The following is a 14,964-nucleotide window of genomic DNA, read 5'->3' as shown; positions in this document are numbered from 1 at the left end:
CGTCGTTGAACGTTCTATACCTGTGCGAACATGGACATAGTGCCCAGTGATTCGGTGGTGTCGAGATGACGACTCTTCCCGAAACCGCGCGGGAGCGGCTGCGCCAGGTGCCGGAGATCCGGTCCGTTCAGGTGGGGGACCTGAAGGTCAGTTTCGTCCCCGACGGATTCATCAAGGTCAAGCCGCGCGGCCTGTTCCCGTCGACGACCGAGGACGACTGGAAGGCCCACTCCGCGTACCTGGACGACTCCGGTCTGCTGACGGCCGGACACGGCGGCCTGCTCGTCGAGCGCGATGAGCGGGCCGTACTGATCGACGCGGGGTTCGGGCCCTTCTCGGCCCCGATCCCGGCGGATCATCCGGTGTTCGTGAGCATGCAGGGCGGATCGCTCCTCGACGGCCTCGCGACGCTGGGGCGGAGCCCGGCCGACATCGAGGCCGTCGCCGTCACGCACCTGCATGTCGAGCACATCGGCTGGGCCTGGTACCCGGTCCCGAACGGCGAGCAGACCCCGACGTTCCCGGCTGCCGACATCCTGATCTCCGAGGCGGAGTGGTCGCAGCGGCGGGCCGATTTCGGTGTGACGGACATGATGCTGGACGCCCTGGCGCCCCGGGTCCGAGTGGTGGCCGACGGGCAGGAGATCTTCCCCGGCGTCCGCGTGCTGCTCACGCCCGGACACACACCGGGGCACACGGCGTACGTGATCGAGTCCGGCGGCGAGAGCCTGATCGCGTTCGGCGACGTCCTGCACTCGGCGATCCAGGTCGGCGACCCCGACTGGAACGCCGCCAAGGAACCGGACCCGGAGTCCGCCGCCCGCTCGCGCCGGCGCATGCTCGGCCGGCTCGGCGACACCGACACCATCGGCTTCGGCGCGCACTTCGCCGACGCCGTGTTCGGGCAGGTACGGCAGAGCGCGCGAGGGCTGGAGTGGCGGCCGTTGCCGTAGCCGCAGTCTCGCGCCGCGCCGTCTCCCGCCGCGCCGGATGGCCGGATCGCCGGGCCCGCTGGGCGGATCTTCTGTGCCGGCTCGGCCAACTGCCCGTAGATTCAAGCGATATGAGCGCCTCCTTCACCGCCCTCATCATCGGCATCGTCGGTGTCGCCGGCACGCTTGCCTCCGGTCTGCTCGCCCACCGCGGCGCACTGCGCACCAAGCGGATCGAGTTGGACCATGCCGAACTCCAAGTGAGGGAGGAGCGGCGGGAGTCGGACCGTCAGGCGTATCTGGCGGCGCGCAGGGCGACGTACGTCACGCTCAACCAGGGCCTGCGCAACTACCACTCCGCCCTGTGGGATCTCGCGCCCATGCTGCGGACGGGCGGCGGGTCCGGAGAGGCGCGCCAGGAGCAGGCGGACCGGGCGGGGCGGGCGCGGCAGGGGATGAGCGAGGCGTACGCCGAGGCCCAGATGCTGGTGTCCGACGACGTGCTGATCGTGGTGGGCGCTCTCACGCACCGCCTCCATCTCGTCTACAGGATACTGATGCAGCACCACGCGGGAGAGCCCGCCGACGAGGATCTGGACGCGCTGCACGAGCGGCTGCTGGGTACGTCGGAGGGGCTGTACGAGGCGCGCCAGACGATGCGCAAGGACCTGGGCATCACCAGCCTGCCGATCACCCGTCCCCCGGATCACGGCGCCCACTAGGTACGATCGAAATGACCAGGGGGGATCTGTGCGTACGCTCACCACATTCGCTCGTGTCTACGTCGACGCCATGGACACCGCGCTGCCCACGTTCCTGGCGCTGACCGGGGCGCAGCCGAAGCTGCGATTCGCGTACGGCGACCTGGAACTGGCCGCGATCGGCGGCTACTTGCTGATCGCGGGCACGGAAGAGGCGCTCGCGCCGTTTCGCGGGACCCACGCGACCACCGTCGTGGAGTCGATCGACGAGGCCCTCGCCCTCGCCGGCGAGCACGGGGGAGAGGTGCTCAGCGGCCCCAACGACGTGCCGACGGGCCGCAATCTGACCGTGCGGCATCCGGGCGGCGCGACGATCGAGTACGTGGAGTTCACGGCGGAGCTCGCGGCGAAGTTCGCGGCGCGGCCGTAAGACACGACAACTGGCCGGGGTCTCCCTGTGATCGACGTACCGGAAGCCTTCGCGCGGAGCACCGTCGCGCGGGAGGGACAGCGCGGACGCGAGTGGATCGACGGCCTGCCGCGCACCGTCGACGATCTGTTGGAGCGCTGGAACTGCGCCCCGGCGGGGCCCGTTTGGCACGGCGCGGTGGGCGTCGTCCTTCCCGTGACGGGTACGGATCTGCCGCCGGCCGTGCTCAAGGTGTCGTTCCCGCACCCGGGCAACGTCCATGAGCCCGACGCGTTCGCGGCCTGGGCCGGGCGCGGAGCCGTAACGCTGTACCGGCGCGACGACGCCCGCTTCGCGATGCTGCTGGAGCGCGCCGAACCCGGCACCCTGGCGGATGTCGCCGACACCGAACAGGCCGTGACCACCGCGGCCCGGCTCGCGCGGCGCCTCGCCGTACCCGCCCCCGCGGGTCTTCCCCGGCTGCGGGACCAGGCGCCGGGGTGGGAGGCCGCCCTCCGCGCCGACGCCGCGCACCTGGCCGATCCCCTGAGCGGGCGGGTGATGGGCGCGGCGATCGCGACCTTCCGGGAACTCGCCCCCGACCAGCCCGACACGCTCATCCACGGCGATCTGCACGACACCAACATCCTGCCGTCCGGGCGTGAGCCCTGGCTCGCGATCGACGCCAAGGGGTACGTGGGGGACTCCGCGTACGACGGCGTCACCCTGCTGCGTACCCGCCCCGAGGAGTACCGGGCCGCCGCCGACCCGGTGTCGGCCCTCCTCCGCCGCCTGGCCGTCTTCGCCGAGGCGGCGGAGGTGGACATCGAGCGGGCCGGCCGCTGGGCGCAGGCCCGCGCGACGGAGGCCGCGCTCTGGGGGCGGCGGTACGGCGACCCGCCCGAGATCGTCCAACTCAGCGATCTGATCGCGGAGACGTTCGCCTGAGGAAGCCGGGCCGCCGGGCCGCCAGGTCCCCCGGGCCGCCGGTTACGCCGGTTACGCCGGATTCTCCTCGGCGACGGCGACGGCGACGGCGACGGCGGCCGTGGATGCGAGAGCCTCGGCGCCCAAGGCCCGGACCTCGGCCAGCAGTTGGGCGTTGCTGACGCCCTTGACCAGGTATCCCGCGATGCCGACCGCGGCCATCTCGGAGCGTGCGCCCCGGTCGCCGTAGGCCGAGAATACCAGGACGCGTACGCCGGGGACCGCTTGGATGATCTGCTGAGCGGTGTACGGGCCGCCGCCGGGGAAGCGCAGGTCGAGCACCACGACGTGCGGCCGTCGGGCGACAGCGAGCTGGATCGCCTCGCCGGCGTCGGCCGCGCTGCCGGCCAGGGTGAGGTCGGGCTGCGCGTCGACGACCTCCGCCAGCACCGCGCGCAGCATGTCGTTGTCGTCGCAGATCAGCACCCGCAGGGGGCCGCCGGGTGTGGCGGGCCGGGTCACGGGGTTCCCTCAGCGGCGGTCCGGGAGTCGAAGCTGCCGCCGGGTGCGCCGGGCAGCGGTTCGTCCAGCCGGCCGGCCGGCAGGTCGGGCAGCCAGAACTCGACGGTGCTGCCGGTGCCCGGCTCGCTGCGCAGCGTCCACCAGCCGCCGGCGGTCTCGGCCCGCTCGCGCATCTCCATCAGCCCGAAGTGCTCGTGTGCCGTCGGGGCGACCGCCGGGCGCCCGGTGCCGTCGTCGGCCACCCGGACCAGCAGGCCGCCGTTCCCGGCGGCGACGCTGACTCGTACGGTGCGTGCCCGGGCGTGCTTGCGTACGTTCAGCAGCGCCTCCTGGACGATGCGGAAGATGGTGATCGCGGTCTCGGGGGCGGGTTCCTTCTCCAGGGTGTGTTCCAGCGACGGCTCAAGACCCCAGCCCGTGACCACGTCGTTGAGGTGCTGGGACAGCGACTCGACCAGCCCGTGCCGGTCGATGCCGGGCGGCTGGAGCCGGAAGGAGAGGTTGCGCAGGCGGCCCACCGCCTCGCGCACCGACGCGTCGAGCGTGGAGAGTTCACTCGCGTACGGCTCGCTCGCCCGGTCGGCGAGAAGCTCCAGCCGCATGCCGACAGCCACCATGGCCTGGATGGAGTCGTCGTGCACGTCCCAGGCGATACGCCGGCGTTCCAGCTCCTGGGCCTGCACCAGGTGGGCGAACAGGCGGCGGCGCTCGGTGAGCGCCTGCTCGGCGGCGCGGCGCTCGGTCATGTCCCGGGTGACCTTGCCGAAGCCGCGCAGTTCGCCGGTCTCGTCGAAGAGCGCGGTGATCACCACGTTCGCCCAGAAGCGGGTGCCGTCCTTGCGGATGCGCCAGCCCTCGTCCTCCAGCCGGCCGTCGGCGATGGCCGCCTCCAGCTCCAGGTGGGGTTTGCGGGCGGCGATGTCCTCGGGTGGGTAGAAGACCGAGAAGTGCTTGCCGATGATGTCCTCGGCGCGGTAGCCCTTGATCCGCTCGGCGCCGGCGTTCCAGGTGGAGACGTAGCCCTTGGGGTCGAGCATGAAGATGCCGTAGTCGAGAACGCTCTTGACCAGCAGGGTGAACGCCGTCTCGGTCGGGGCGGGGGTACGGCCCTGTTCGCCGGGGCTGTTCCCGGTCACCGGAGAAGGCCGGCGCGGCGGGCCACGGCGACCGCCTCCAGTTGGGAGCGGGCGCCGAGCTTCTCCAGGACCCGCTGGACGTGGTTCCTCGCGGTGTTGAGGGCGACACCGAGCCGTCGGCTGATCTCGGCGGTGCCCAGGCCGTCGCCGAGCAGGCCGAGGGTCTCGCGCTCGCGCGGGGTGAGGGTGGCGCCCAGGTCGACGGTCCGGCCGGTCAGCCGGTCCAGCGCCCCGCTGAGCAGGCCCTTGCTGTACGCCACTTCGCCCGCCGCCACCAGGCGTACCCCGTCCTGGAGTTCGCCCAGGTTGCCGACCTTGAGGATGAGTCCCGAACCGCCGGCCTCGGCGACGTCGGCGGCGACCGCCGGGGTCGCCTCGCCGGTCAGCACCAGCACCCGGGTGCCGGGCGCGGCGGCCCTGAGCGCGGGGATGGCGGTGATGCCGTCACCATCGGGCAGTCGCCGGTCCAGCACCATAACGGCGGGGCGCAGCCGGGCGGCGTCGGCCAGCGCGTCCTTCACGGACAGGCTGCGGCCGACCACCTCCAGGTCGTCGGTACGGTCCAGGGCGAGCCGGATCGCCTCGGCGACCATGTCGTGGTCCTCGACGAGCAGGATGGTGATGTGCGTACCGGCGGTGCGCGGCACGGTATCCGCTGCGGTGTGCGGAGGAGAAGGCATTCAGACGGTCCTTGGTGGTTGACGCCGCGCACTGTCGGCGAACAGTTCGTCGGCGCCGGTGAGGGCGAGCAGCCGGGCCACCTGCCGACGGGTCCCCTCCACGCACAGCTCGGTGCCGATTCTATCCGCCGTGAGTTTGGCCTCCAGCAGTACGTTCAACCCCGCGCAGTCGCAGAAGCTCAGGCCCCGCAGGTTGAGCACGACACACTCGGACCGCCGCGCGAAGCAGTCGGCGAGGGCGGCACGCAACTTCCCGGTACCGTCCAGATCCAGCTCGCCGCTGAGCCAGAGGCTGGGCATGTCGCCGTCGAGTGTGGTGCTGACCTGGAACAACGGATCGGTCACCGTTACGTCGTCTCTCATGTGCAGGTCCCTGCCTGGGTGGTGGGCACTAGGACAGAATAGTGAATCTGCACTAGAAGGGAACAGCGAGGGTTCCCCGAACGGATGGCCACTACGCATGGCGGTCTTTACGGCGTCCTGTACGGCGTCAGCGCACGACGGCCCGCAGCGGACCCGGGTGACGTGGGGGACGCGAACCCGTGGACGTCGGCTGAGTACTCTGCTGTGTGGGGGAATGGCCGAGGGGAAGGCGCCCCGGGAGCACGACGGTGCCACCGGCAGCGGTGAGGTACCCCCAGTGGAAAGGGAGCCGGGATGGACCTCCCGCCGGCCACTCCGCACGACGCCCGTCTTCCGGAGGCGTGCGTGGACTTCGACGGCGTCACCGGCTGCATCGCCGAGTCACGGGCAGCCGCTGTCGCTTTCCTCCGCCTCCACGTCCCGCACGCCCGCACCACTTTTCGCGACGACGTCCTGCTGGTCATCTCCGAACTGGTGACCAACTCCGTCCGCCACGCTCCCGGCCCCCTCACCCTGAAGCTCCGCCTGCTTCCCGGCGGCATCGGGATCACCGTGCTGGACACCAGCCCCAGCCTCCCGCGCCCCCGAACCCCCGACCGGACGGGCGGACGAGGCTGGCCCATCGTCCAGAGCCTCGCCCACCTGGTGAACGTCGTCCCGGGCCCGCACGGCAAGACGGTTCATGTGGAGCTGGCCTGGTAGTCCCGCCGTGCCGGGTGACGGACCGGCCCGGCTCGTTCGTTCCTAGACCCTGTCCGGCGGATCTTCGCGGGCCCGGAACGCCCGGCACGGCACCTCGCCGCGTTGTCGGACTCATCCAAGTACGTCCAGTACGAGGACGATCCTCCGCCTTGCGATCCACCGCACCAGACGCCCCGGGCTGATCCACGGAGATCCGCCGGACAGGACCTACCCGTCGTCACCGCTGCTCCCGTTCAGATCCCGGCGCCTGTTCTTCGTGGAGTGGCGCACCACCTTGCCCGCGACGAGCGTCATGGTCGCCACGGCGCGGACCCAGCGGGGACCGCCACGCTCCGCCCACACCACACACACGCACCCGCCGACCGCGAGCACCAGGACGCCGAGCAGTACCAGAATGATCATGTTTCCCACCTCTGCATTCACTCGCTCCGCTGATCGCCTCAGGTCGGGAAGGGCGTTCTTTCGAGAATCCCCCACCGCGATCGGCAGCCTCATCTCGCGCTTCTCCCGACAGGCCTCACGAAACGCATGCCCAGCGACCCGGCCCGGCACCTCCGCGCACCGTCACAGCCACGTGACGATCAAGCGCCGGACAGCGCCTAGAAGTCGAGTTCGACGTAGTCGATGTCCGTGAACTCCACGGCGAGGTCGGGGGCGCGCCGGCCGCCGTCCTTGAAGTACTGCTCCTGGAGTCCCTCGGCGGCGATGCCCCTGAGTTCCGCCTCACTCGCGCCGCGCGCCTGGGCGTCGAAGAGCCGGGCCGCGTACGCCGGGGCCAGGTGCTGGGTGATGCGTCGTACACGGCTGTCGTCGGTGCTGCCCGGCGCCGCCGTGAAGCCGAAGCGGGCGCGGGTCTCGATGACGATCCCGCCGCTGCTCGCCGCCCGCTTCTTGGCGCGGTCGCGTACGCGCGGCTGCCAGTCCCGGCGTACCTCCGTCTCCATCCGCGACGCGAGATCGCGGCGCGGGCGTTTGAGCTGGCCCGTGAGGTAGCGCTCCACCGTGCGCCGCGAGACACCCAGCCGCTCCGCCACCGCGCGCGTCGACCCCCGCTCGTGCTTCACGAGGAACTTCACCCGCGCCCGCGCCGACTTGGGGATCGGGCGCGTGAACGTCTGCTCCTCGGCGTGGTCGAGGCTGTCGCCCAGGATGCCCATCTACTCCCCCGTACTGTCGGTGCCCTTGATGTGACGAGCGGGATTGTGCCCCTCGTCGAGCATCCGCACGGTCCACATCAGATCCTGCGTGCCTTCGTGCTTGACCATGCCGGGCGACACCCCGAGCCGGAATCCTCCGGGCAGCGGCTTGCCCTCCGGCGTACGCGGCAGGAAGTCCAGCGGCCCCGGGCCGTCGGAGAGGTAGACCGCGCAGTCGGAGAGTACGGCGACCGGGAAGAGGCCCGCCGTCGACAGCTTGAGCATCTTGCGGTGCATGTTGATCCGGGCGCTGGAGATCACCGCGGCGCGGATGTCGGGCCGCCAGGTGGGGCGTTCGAGGGCCGGCCAGGGCTCGCCGTAGGTGTACGAGGCTCCCTGCGGGCGTTCGCGCAGCTTGCCGATGCCGCCCTTGACCGTGGACTTGATGGCCGAGAGTACGGCGACCCGCACGGGGTCGTCCTGCTTGTGGCGCTCCATCGCGGCGAGGAACTCCTCCTCGCTCGTGCCGGTCCGGACGCCGAGTTCGTCCATCGTGGCCACGTAGGCGTCGCGCAGCCGGGTGTACCAGGCGTCCAGGTACGGGCCGTTCACCGGCCGTACGTACGCCTCGGCCGGCCGCACCTCGTGGCCCAGCTCCACGGCGTAGGCGACGGTCGGCGTCGCGTACCAGGCCGGGCCCGCCGGGCGCCCGCCCCCCGGGGTGAACGGGTTGGGCAGGCGCGGGTCCATGTCGATGTGGGACAGGTCGACCAGCCATGAGCCGGGCAGTTTCTTGTCGAAGGCGGGCGCGGTCCTGTGCACGGCGGGACCGGTACCGACGATCAGCCGGTTCGCCGCCGCCGCGAACGCCATGTTGACGTCGATGCCCACAGCGAAGCGGTGCGCGCACTCCTCGTCGGTGAGCAGCTCGGGGTCGCGGATCCAGTCGTACGCCTCTTCGTCGATGACCTGGTCCGGCGTGCGCTGGTGGTGGCGCGGGTACAGCCGGGCGACGACGGGGTGTTCGTCCGGGGCCTCGGGCGGCGCCGGGTCCACCGCCTCGGTGAGCGATCCGGGCACCGGTCCCGACACCCAGGCGTCGGTGGCCTCGTCCTTCACGGCTCTGGTCGGCGGGCGCAGCGCCGTCATCAGCTCCAGGCCCGATACGGCGGTCGAGCCGCGCGGGGTGAGGACGCGGGTGGCGTAGTCGCTGAGGGCGCGGGCCAGTTCGGGCGGCGCCAGTTGGTCGGCGCCGCCCCAGGCGCGGGTGTCGAGCGCGCCCCAGGGCAGGATCGCGAACTGGACGCAGTGGCGGCGTCCGCTCTGCGCCGGCCGGTAGATCCGGGCCCAGGGCCCGAAGCCGCGCCGGGTCAGCTTCCACTTGGCCCGGGTGATCTGCTTGACGACCTTGTGGTCCTCGGACAGCCGCAGACCGCGCCGGTCGTCCAACTCGGCGGGGAGACCGAGCCGTTCGGCGGCTCCGGCGGTGAGCACGACCAGCGGGTCGGAGTCCCTGCCGGAACGGTGGAGCCGGGGCGCGCCCAGGTGCGCTTCCGCCAACGTCCACTCGACCACGGAGGGGATGTCCTTGGCGGGGCAGTCCAGGACCAGGCCGCCCGCGCAGTACGCCGACCCGTCGGCGTCCAGCACGGCGAGCGGGCCGTTCGCGAAGCGCGGGTCGGGGGGCGTGGGCGTGGGGGTGGGAGTGGAGGCGGAGGTGGTGGCTGCGGGCGCGGGGGTACGCGCGGGGGCGCCGGCCGGGCGTTTCGGCGCGCGTTGCTCCCGTACGGGCGGCTCCTGCCGTACGGGCGGCTCGGGCTGTACGGGCGCGGGCTCCGTAACCGGCTCCGCGACGGACTGCGTCGCCGGCTCCTCCGCCGGCGCTTCGTCGGCCGGATACAGCTCCGCCAGCTTGTCCAGCAGCCGGGCGTATGCCTCCCGCTGGGGCGGACGAGGCTCCGTCAGCCCCTTCTCCCACGAGACGACGGTCGCCCGCCGGATCCGCAGCGCGTCGGCCAGCTCGGTCTGGGTCAGACCGTGCGCCTTCCGCAGCCGTTCCCGCTCGGAGGGGGCCGGCAGCGCAGACCTCTTGGCGATCAACGCGTCCACCGCGTCGAACAGCTCGGACATGGAACACCTCCCTTCCCGAGCCTATCCGGAGCCGGCAGCGCGAAAGGCGCCTCAGCGGTTCCTCAGCGGTTCCTCAGCGGTTGAGGTAATCCGCGCGTCCGTCGTCGTCGAGTTCGAACGATCCCTCCGGGATGACACAGAACTCGTTCCCCTCAGGATCGGCCATGACGAGAAAGCCCCCGGCCGCGTACTCCGGCAGCCGCCGCCCGCCCAGCGCCTCGATCCGCTGCTGCTCGGCAGCGGGGTCCGGCGAGGCGAGGTCGAAGTGGACGCGGTTCTTGCCGGCTCTCGGGCCCTCGACCCGCTGGAAGCCCAGGCCCGGGCCGTCGTCCCGGACGAGCCAGACGTACGGGCCCGTCCTGGCCCCGATCGGCCGGCCGAGAAGCTCGGCCCAGAACGAAGCCAGGCGCTCGGGGTCCTGGCAGTCGATGATGAGATCCCTGATCGTCATACGGGTGCCGGTCATGGCGTGATGGTAAGTTCCCGGCGCGTAAGCGTAAGTGGGGAGTTCCCCGGTTGCGCCGCTTCTTCCACGGGGACCGACATGACACTGAGCGCCGAGGACCGTACGGCCGTTACGGAGCTGATCTCGCTCCACGGGCATCTCATCGACGACGGCGAACTGGACCGGCTCGACGAGCTGTTCACCGCCGACATCGTGTACGACGTCAGTGACCTGGGCGGTGGATCGCTGGAGGGGGTGGCCGCGATCCGGGACGCGTCGATCGCGATGGGCGAGCTGAACCCCGTCGGCCACCACGTCACGAACGTGATCCTCAGCCAGATCTCCGACGACGAGGTGCGCGCCCGGTCCAAGGGCATCGGGATCAGGGCGGACGGTACGAGCGGAAGCGTCGTCTACGAGGACACCGTCTCGCGCACCGTGCGGGGGTGGCGCATCAGCCGGCGGAAGGTCCTCGCGCGGCGGGCGCCGCTGGGCGGAAAGGTGTGACATCCGCCCGGAGGGACCCGCCGCGGTGGCCGTGATCAGGCGTGATCAGGCGTGGTCCGGCCGTCCGCTCAAAGGTCCCTCAGGTAGTCGAGCACCCCCCGCGCGTCGTCGGCCCGCGCCGTCACGGCCACATGGTTGTCCGGGCGGATCAGGACGAGCGACCCGCCAACTCCGCCCGCCCCGGCCCCTGTTCCTGTCCCGTACATCCTTCGGGCCTCCTCCGCCTCCTCGGGCACCGCGTGCGCGCGTACGGTGCCGCCCGCGGCCGACGCCACCCGCCGCAGCGCGTCGGCCGTGTCGGCGCCGAGGCCGAGCAGGGTGAAGTGCGGTCCTGCGAAGACCTCGAAGAGGCGTACGGGGGTCGGCGCGTCCGGGGCGCGGTCGCCCGCGCGCAGCGGGGCGTCGTGCACGGTCCGGCCGTCGCGCTCGCGGGAGAGCGAGCTCCACCGGTAGCCGAGCCCCAGCGTCGTCGTCTCGGGCGTGATCACCGCATCGAGCCCGCCGCCGGGCTTCCTCGTCGCTTCCATCACGGTGGTCAGCAGGCCCGAGGTGATGTCCAGGGTCCAGGCGGCGACCGGGAGGCGCTCCTCCTCGTACGTGTCGAGCAGCCCGTCCCCTGCCTGCCCCGCCAGGACGAGGGCGAGCTTCCAGCCCAGGTTGAACGCGTCCTGGATACCGGAGTTCATGCCGAGCCCGCCGGCGATCGGATGGACGTGCGCCGCGTCGCCCGCCAGGAACGTGCGGCCCACGCGGAACCGGTCGGCCATCCGCGCGTTGACCCGGTACGTCGACAGCGCGGTGGCGTCGCGCAGTTGGACGCCCGGCATCCTGGCGTGCCGGTCGAAGAGCCGCTGGAAGCTGTCGAGCGACGGTTCGACGAGCCGGCCGTCGGCGTCCTTCTCGATGGCCGCCTGGAACCACCACCCCGTCGGCGTCCCGGGGATCGGGCAGAGCATCACACCCCCGTCCTCGTCGAACCACTGGTGCCAGTAGGCCCGGTCGGGCCCGGTCAGCTCGACGTCACCACAGACCATCGGCTGCTCGGCGGCTGCCCGCGCCGCGGCCGCCTGTTCGGCAGCCGCCTGTTCGGCAGCCGGCGGCGACTCGGCGGTCCTCCCCTCGAAGGGGATCCCGAGCAGCTTGCGGGTCGTGCTGTGGCCGCCGTCGCAGCCCACCAGGTAACTCGCCTCGATCAGACCGCCGTCGGCGAGCGTGGCGGTCACGCCCGTGCCGTCGTCCTGGGTCAACTCCGCCATTTCGGTGCCCAGTTCCACCCGTACGCCGTACTCGGCGAGCCGATCCCGCAGGATCTCCTCCAACTGCCACTGCGCGATGAGGCAGGCACGGTCGTACGGGGCACCGGGCGTGGGTTTCGATCCCGCGTACGGACGGGCGTCGGCGATCGGCCGCCCGTCCCGGTACTTGCGCATGACCGGAGGCTCCGAGCCCGCCGCCAGAACGGCGTCGACGATTCCCAGGTCCGCGAAGACCTCAAGACTGCGGCTGTTGGGCCCCTTCGCCCGCGAACTGCGCGGGAACCGCGGGGACTTCTCGATGATCCTCACCGCGATACCCCTCCTGGCGAGATCGCACGCCAGGGTCAGCCCGGTCGGTCCCGAACCCACGATCAGCACGCTGGTCCTGTCGGTCATGAGCAGCCCTCATCCCCTCGTTGTTTCTGTGCGGTGCGGCTCGGCGCGGTGTGGTGCGGCGCGGCGCGAGCCATCAGGAAACGTTACTGAGTAAAGATAGCAACTCGGTAATGTTTTCCACAAGGGTGGGGCGGGCGCTCAGGCCGTACGCGCCCCAGCCGGTGCGCGCAGCCCCACCACCGCCACCGCGATCCCCGCCAGGACGACAACGGCCGCCGCACCCATCGCCGTGTGGAGCCCGTCGAGCAGCGAACCGTTCGCCGAGGCAACGGCCGTCAGCCCCGCCACCCCGATCGCCCCGACGAACTGCGGCATCTGCGCGATGCTGCCCGCGACTCCCTGCTCGTCGTCCCGCAGTCCCGAGGTCAGCGTGGTGACAAAGGCGACCACGGCGAGGACATGACCCAGTCCCATCAACCCCGAAGTCACCAGCAGCAGCGGCAGGTCGCCGTGGGCGGGCAGCAGCACCATCCCCGCCGTGCCCACGGCCTGGATCAGCAGACCGGTCGCGATCGTGGCGGTCGTACCGCGCCGGGCGATCACCCGCGCCGCCACCGTCCCGCCGGCCAGGGCCAGCGCGCCTTCGGCCAGGAAACCGAAGCCGGTGGCCAGCGGCGACCAGCCCAGCACGTCCTGTGTGTAGAGGCTGAGCAGCAGCGTCGTACCGCCGCACATCGAGAAGGTGATCAGCCCGGTCAGCGCACTCCACTTGACCGTACGGCGGTTCAGCAGCCCGAGCGGCAGCAGCGGGTCGGCATGGCGCGACTCCGCCACCAGGAACGCGGCCAGCAGGACCGCCGCGCCGATCAGCGCCCCGAGCGTCGGAGCCGAGGCCCAGCCGGCGGCGCCGCCCGTCGAGATCCCGTACACCAGGGCGAACAGCCCCGCGCTGGAGAGCAGGGCGCCCGGTACGTCGAGGCGCTTCGCGGTCCGTACGTCCCCGGTCCCCGGCAGCAGCGTCAGCGCGCCGACCAGGACGACCGCGCCGAACAGCGCCAGCAGCAGCATCGTCCAGCGCCAGCTCAGGCCACTGGTGATCAGCCCGCCGCCGATGGTGCCGACGACGAAGCCGAGCGAGAGCAGTGCGCCGTTGATGCCAAGTGCCTTGGTGCGCCTGGGGCCTTCGGGGAACGCGGCGGTCATCAGCGCGAGCGCGGTCGGCCCGACCATCGCGGCGGCGACGCCCTGCCCGGCACGTGCGGCGATCAGCACACCGGGCGTCGGTGCCAGCCCGGCGAGGAGCGACAGGGCCCCGAACAGCGCGGCGCCCAGGGTGAACAGCCGCCGCCTGCCGACCAGATCGGAGAGCCGGCCGAAGAGCGGCAGCAGTCCGGCGGTCGGCAACAGGCAGGCGGTGGCGACCCATTGGAGGTCGGCGGCGGAGGCGAAGCGCAGATCGCGGCCGATCTCGGGGAGCGCGACCGTCACGATCGAGTAGTCCACGCCGGTCATGAAGGTCGCGCCGCACAGGGTGATCAGGATCAGCCGGCCGCGCGCGCCGAGCCCGGACGAGTCTTCCGGGGATGCGGCGGCCGGCCGGTCGGGTGTCCGGGTGTTCGTCGATCCGTTCATCGGTGTCTTTCGGTAGGCCGCCCAGCAGGCGAGAAGTGACAGACGGAGGCGAGAGGTCGGTGATGCGAGGGGGGTATGTTCCGAGCCTGCGACCGCCCCGGCGCCCCGGTCCAATACCCGTTTCCATAACCTGACGGCATGGACATCGACACCCGGCTGCTCCGCTACTTCGTCGCGGTCGCCGACGAGGGCCATCTCACGCGCGCCGCCGAGCGGTTGTTCATCTCACAGCCCGCGCTGACCAAGCAGATCAAGCAACTTGAGGCGCAGGTCGGGGTGCCGCTGTTCGTGAGGTCCCGTACGGGCATGGCGCTCACCGAGGCCGGCACGGCTCTCGCCGGGTGCGCTCCCGCCGTACTGGACACCTGGGACTGGGCCCTGCGCGGTACGAAGGGTGCGGCCGCGCGCTCGGCGCAGGTGCTGCGCGTCGGCTTTGTCGCGAGCGCGGCCAACGAGCTGACGCAGCTCATCATCGCGGAGTTCACCCGGCGCCGGCCCGGCTGGCGGGTGCAGATGCGGCAGACCGCCTGGGACGACCCGACGGCCGGTCTCGCGTCCGGCGAGGCGGACGCCGCGCTGTTGCGGCTGCCCTGCCCGGGGCAGGACGCCTTCGGGATCGAGGTGCTCATCACCGAGGACCGCTGGGTCTGCCTGCCGGCCTCCCACCGCCTCGCGGATCACGAGATCATCGCGTTCGACGAGCTGCTCGACGAGCCGTACGTCGCCACTCCCGAATCGTCAGGCTGGTGGCGCGACTTCTGGCTGGCGAAGGACGAGCGCGAGGGCCGTCCGGTCACGATCGGCGCGGTGGCGCACAACCCCGACGAGTGGCTCAACGCCATCGCCAACGGCTACGGCATCAGCCTCACCCCCGAGGCCACCGCCCGCTTCTACCGTCGCCCGGACGTGGTCTACCGCCCGGTGACCGGCGTGGGCCCGTCGCGGGTCGGGGTGGCGTGGCCCAAGGCGAACCAAGTACCGGACGCCGTGCAGGAGTTCGTACGCGCCTGCGTCGCCGTCAGAACCGGCGGCGAAGGGACCGGCGGAGAGCCAACCGGCGGACAGGAAACGGGCGGAGAGCCGACCGGCAGACAGCCAACCGGCTGACAGTCACCCAGCGGATCGCGAACCGGCTGACGGCCGCACCACG

At 71.7% G+C, this 14,964-nt stretch carries 17 protein-coding genes; 7 read left to right on the top strand and 10 right to left on the bottom strand.

Translation table 11 applies throughout. The annotated features are described in order from the left end of the window. Window positions 1-65 precede the first annotated feature (65 nt). From QR77_RS12530 to QR77_RS12515, 4 genes are all read left to right on the top strand, one after another. A complete protein-coding gene (locus QR77_RS12530; RefSeq protein ID WP_040021703.1) occupies window positions 66-953 on the top strand; it encodes an MBL fold metallo-hydrolase in 888 nt (295 codons plus the stop codon). A gap of 110 nt (window positions 954-1,063) precedes the next feature. After that, on the top strand, window positions 1,064-1,654 hold the full coding sequence (locus tag QR77_RS12525; RefSeq protein WP_040021702.1) for a hypothetical protein: 591 nt from the start codon (window positions 1,064-1,066) through the stop codon (window positions 1,652-1,654). A gap of 70 nt (window positions 1,655-1,724) precedes the next feature. Further along, entirely contained in the window at window positions 1,725-2,063 is a 339-nt protein-coding gene (locus QR77_RS12520) for a hypothetical protein (protein WP_052489590.1), read from the top strand. 27 nt (window positions 2,064-2,090) lie between these two features. After that, the gene (locus QR77_RS12515; protein ID WP_040021700.1) at window positions 2,091-2,990 is read left to right on the top strand and encodes an aminoglycoside phosphotransferase family protein; all 900 of its coding nucleotides are present in this window, start codon (window positions 2,091-2,093) and stop codon (window positions 2,988-2,990) included. A gap of 51 nt (window positions 2,991-3,041) precedes the next feature. Here QR77_RS12515 and QR77_RS12510 read toward each other — a convergent pair whose 3' ends face one another. The 4 genes from QR77_RS12510 to QR77_RS43460 are packed head-to-tail and all read right to left on the bottom strand — an operon-like array spanning window position 3,042 to window position 5,670. Next, window positions 3,042-3,491, bottom strand: a complete 450-nt coding sequence (locus tag QR77_RS12510; RefSeq protein WP_052488701.1) for a response regulator transcription factor — start codon at window positions 3,489-3,491, stop codon at window positions 3,042-3,044. Beyond that, window positions 3,488-4,627, bottom strand: a complete 1,140-nt coding sequence (locus QR77_RS12505; RefSeq protein ID WP_063798025.1) for a PAS domain S-box protein — start codon at window positions 4,625-4,627, stop codon at window positions 3,488-3,490. The genes QR77_RS12510 and QR77_RS12505 overlap by 4 nt, the downstream gene beginning before the upstream one ends. Then, window positions 4,624-5,307 carry a response regulator transcription factor gene (locus QR77_RS12500; RefSeq protein ID WP_040021698.1) on the bottom strand — a complete coding sequence of 228 codons (684 nt, stop codon included), beginning with the start codon at window positions 5,305-5,307 and terminating at the stop codon, window positions 4,624-4,626. Before QR77_RS12500 ends, QR77_RS12505 begins: the two co-directional genes overlap by 4 nt. After that, window positions 5,308-5,670 carry an STAS domain-containing protein gene (locus tag QR77_RS43460; RefSeq protein ID WP_160310900.1) on the bottom strand — a complete coding sequence of 121 codons (363 nt, stop codon included), beginning with the start codon at window positions 5,668-5,670 and terminating at the stop codon, window positions 5,308-5,310. It lies immediately after the preceding gene. A 294-nt stretch (window positions 5,671-5,964) separates the two neighbouring features. Here QR77_RS43460 and QR77_RS12490 point away from each other — a divergent pair, with 294 nt between their 5' ends. Continuing rightward, window positions 5,965-6,372 carry an ATP-binding protein gene (locus QR77_RS12490; protein WP_063798024.1) on the top strand — a complete coding sequence of 136 codons (408 nt, stop codon included), beginning with the start codon at window positions 5,965-5,967 and terminating at the stop codon, window positions 6,370-6,372. Window positions 6,373-6,579: 207 nt separating this feature from the next. Here QR77_RS12490 and QR77_RS12485 read toward each other — a convergent pair whose 3' ends face one another. From QR77_RS12485 to QR77_RS12470, 4 genes are all read right to left on the bottom strand, one after another. Beyond that, entirely contained in the window at window positions 6,580-6,774 is a 195-nt protein-coding gene (locus QR77_RS12485; protein ID WP_173476298.1) for a hypothetical protein, read from the bottom strand. A gap of 197 nt (window positions 6,775-6,971) precedes the next feature. Further along, window positions 6,972-7,529 carry a helix-turn-helix domain-containing protein gene (locus QR77_RS12480; RefSeq protein ID WP_040021697.1) on the bottom strand — a complete coding sequence of 186 codons (558 nt, stop codon included), beginning with the start codon at window positions 7,527-7,529 and terminating at the stop codon, window positions 6,972-6,974. Beyond that, a complete protein-coding gene (locus QR77_RS12475) occupies window positions 7,530-9,638 on the bottom strand; it encodes a helix-turn-helix transcriptional regulator (RefSeq protein ID WP_040021695.1) in 2,109 nt (702 codons plus the stop codon). 73 nt (window positions 9,639-9,711) lie between these two features. Further along, window positions 9,712-10,104, bottom strand: coding sequence for a VOC family protein (locus QR77_RS12470; RefSeq protein ID WP_040021693.1), 393 nt, complete (start codon window positions 10,102-10,104; stop codon window positions 9,712-9,714). A 78-nt stretch (window positions 10,105-10,182) separates the two neighbouring features. Here QR77_RS12470 and QR77_RS12465 point away from each other — a divergent pair, with 78 nt between their 5' ends. Further along, on the top strand, window positions 10,183-10,590 hold the full coding sequence (locus QR77_RS12465) for a nuclear transport factor 2 family protein (RefSeq protein ID WP_040021692.1): 408 nt from the start codon (window positions 10,183-10,185) through the stop codon (window positions 10,588-10,590). A 68-nt stretch (window positions 10,591-10,658) separates the two neighbouring features. Here the strand turns inward: QR77_RS12465 and QR77_RS12460 are convergent, their stop codons facing one another. Next, window positions 10,659-12,242 carry an FAD-dependent monooxygenase gene (locus QR77_RS12460; RefSeq protein ID WP_040021691.1) on the bottom strand — a complete coding sequence of 528 codons (1,584 nt, stop codon included), beginning with the start codon at window positions 12,240-12,242 and terminating at the stop codon, window positions 10,659-10,661. 138 nt (window positions 12,243-12,380) lie between these two features. Further along, entirely contained in the window at window positions 12,381-13,814 is a 1,434-nt protein-coding gene (locus QR77_RS12455; protein ID WP_040021690.1) for an MFS transporter, read from the bottom strand. A 138-nt stretch (window positions 13,815-13,952) separates the two neighbouring features. Between QR77_RS12455 and QR77_RS12450 the strand changes: the two genes are divergently transcribed. After that, window positions 13,953-14,921 carry a LysR family transcriptional regulator gene (locus tag QR77_RS12450; protein WP_052488699.1) on the top strand — a complete coding sequence of 323 codons (969 nt, stop codon included), beginning with the start codon at window positions 13,953-13,955 and terminating at the stop codon, window positions 14,919-14,921. The last annotated feature ends 43 nt before the right edge of the window (window positions 14,922-14,964 follow it).

Origin of the sequence: Streptomyces sp. 150FB, from assembly GCF_000818195.1 — a bacterium.
GTDB lineage: Bacteria > Actinomycetota > Actinomycetes > Streptomycetales > Streptomycetaceae > Streptomyces.
The sequence above is the reverse complement of the archived record's forward strand: the minus strand, read 5'-3'. Positions and strand labels throughout refer to the sequence as shown.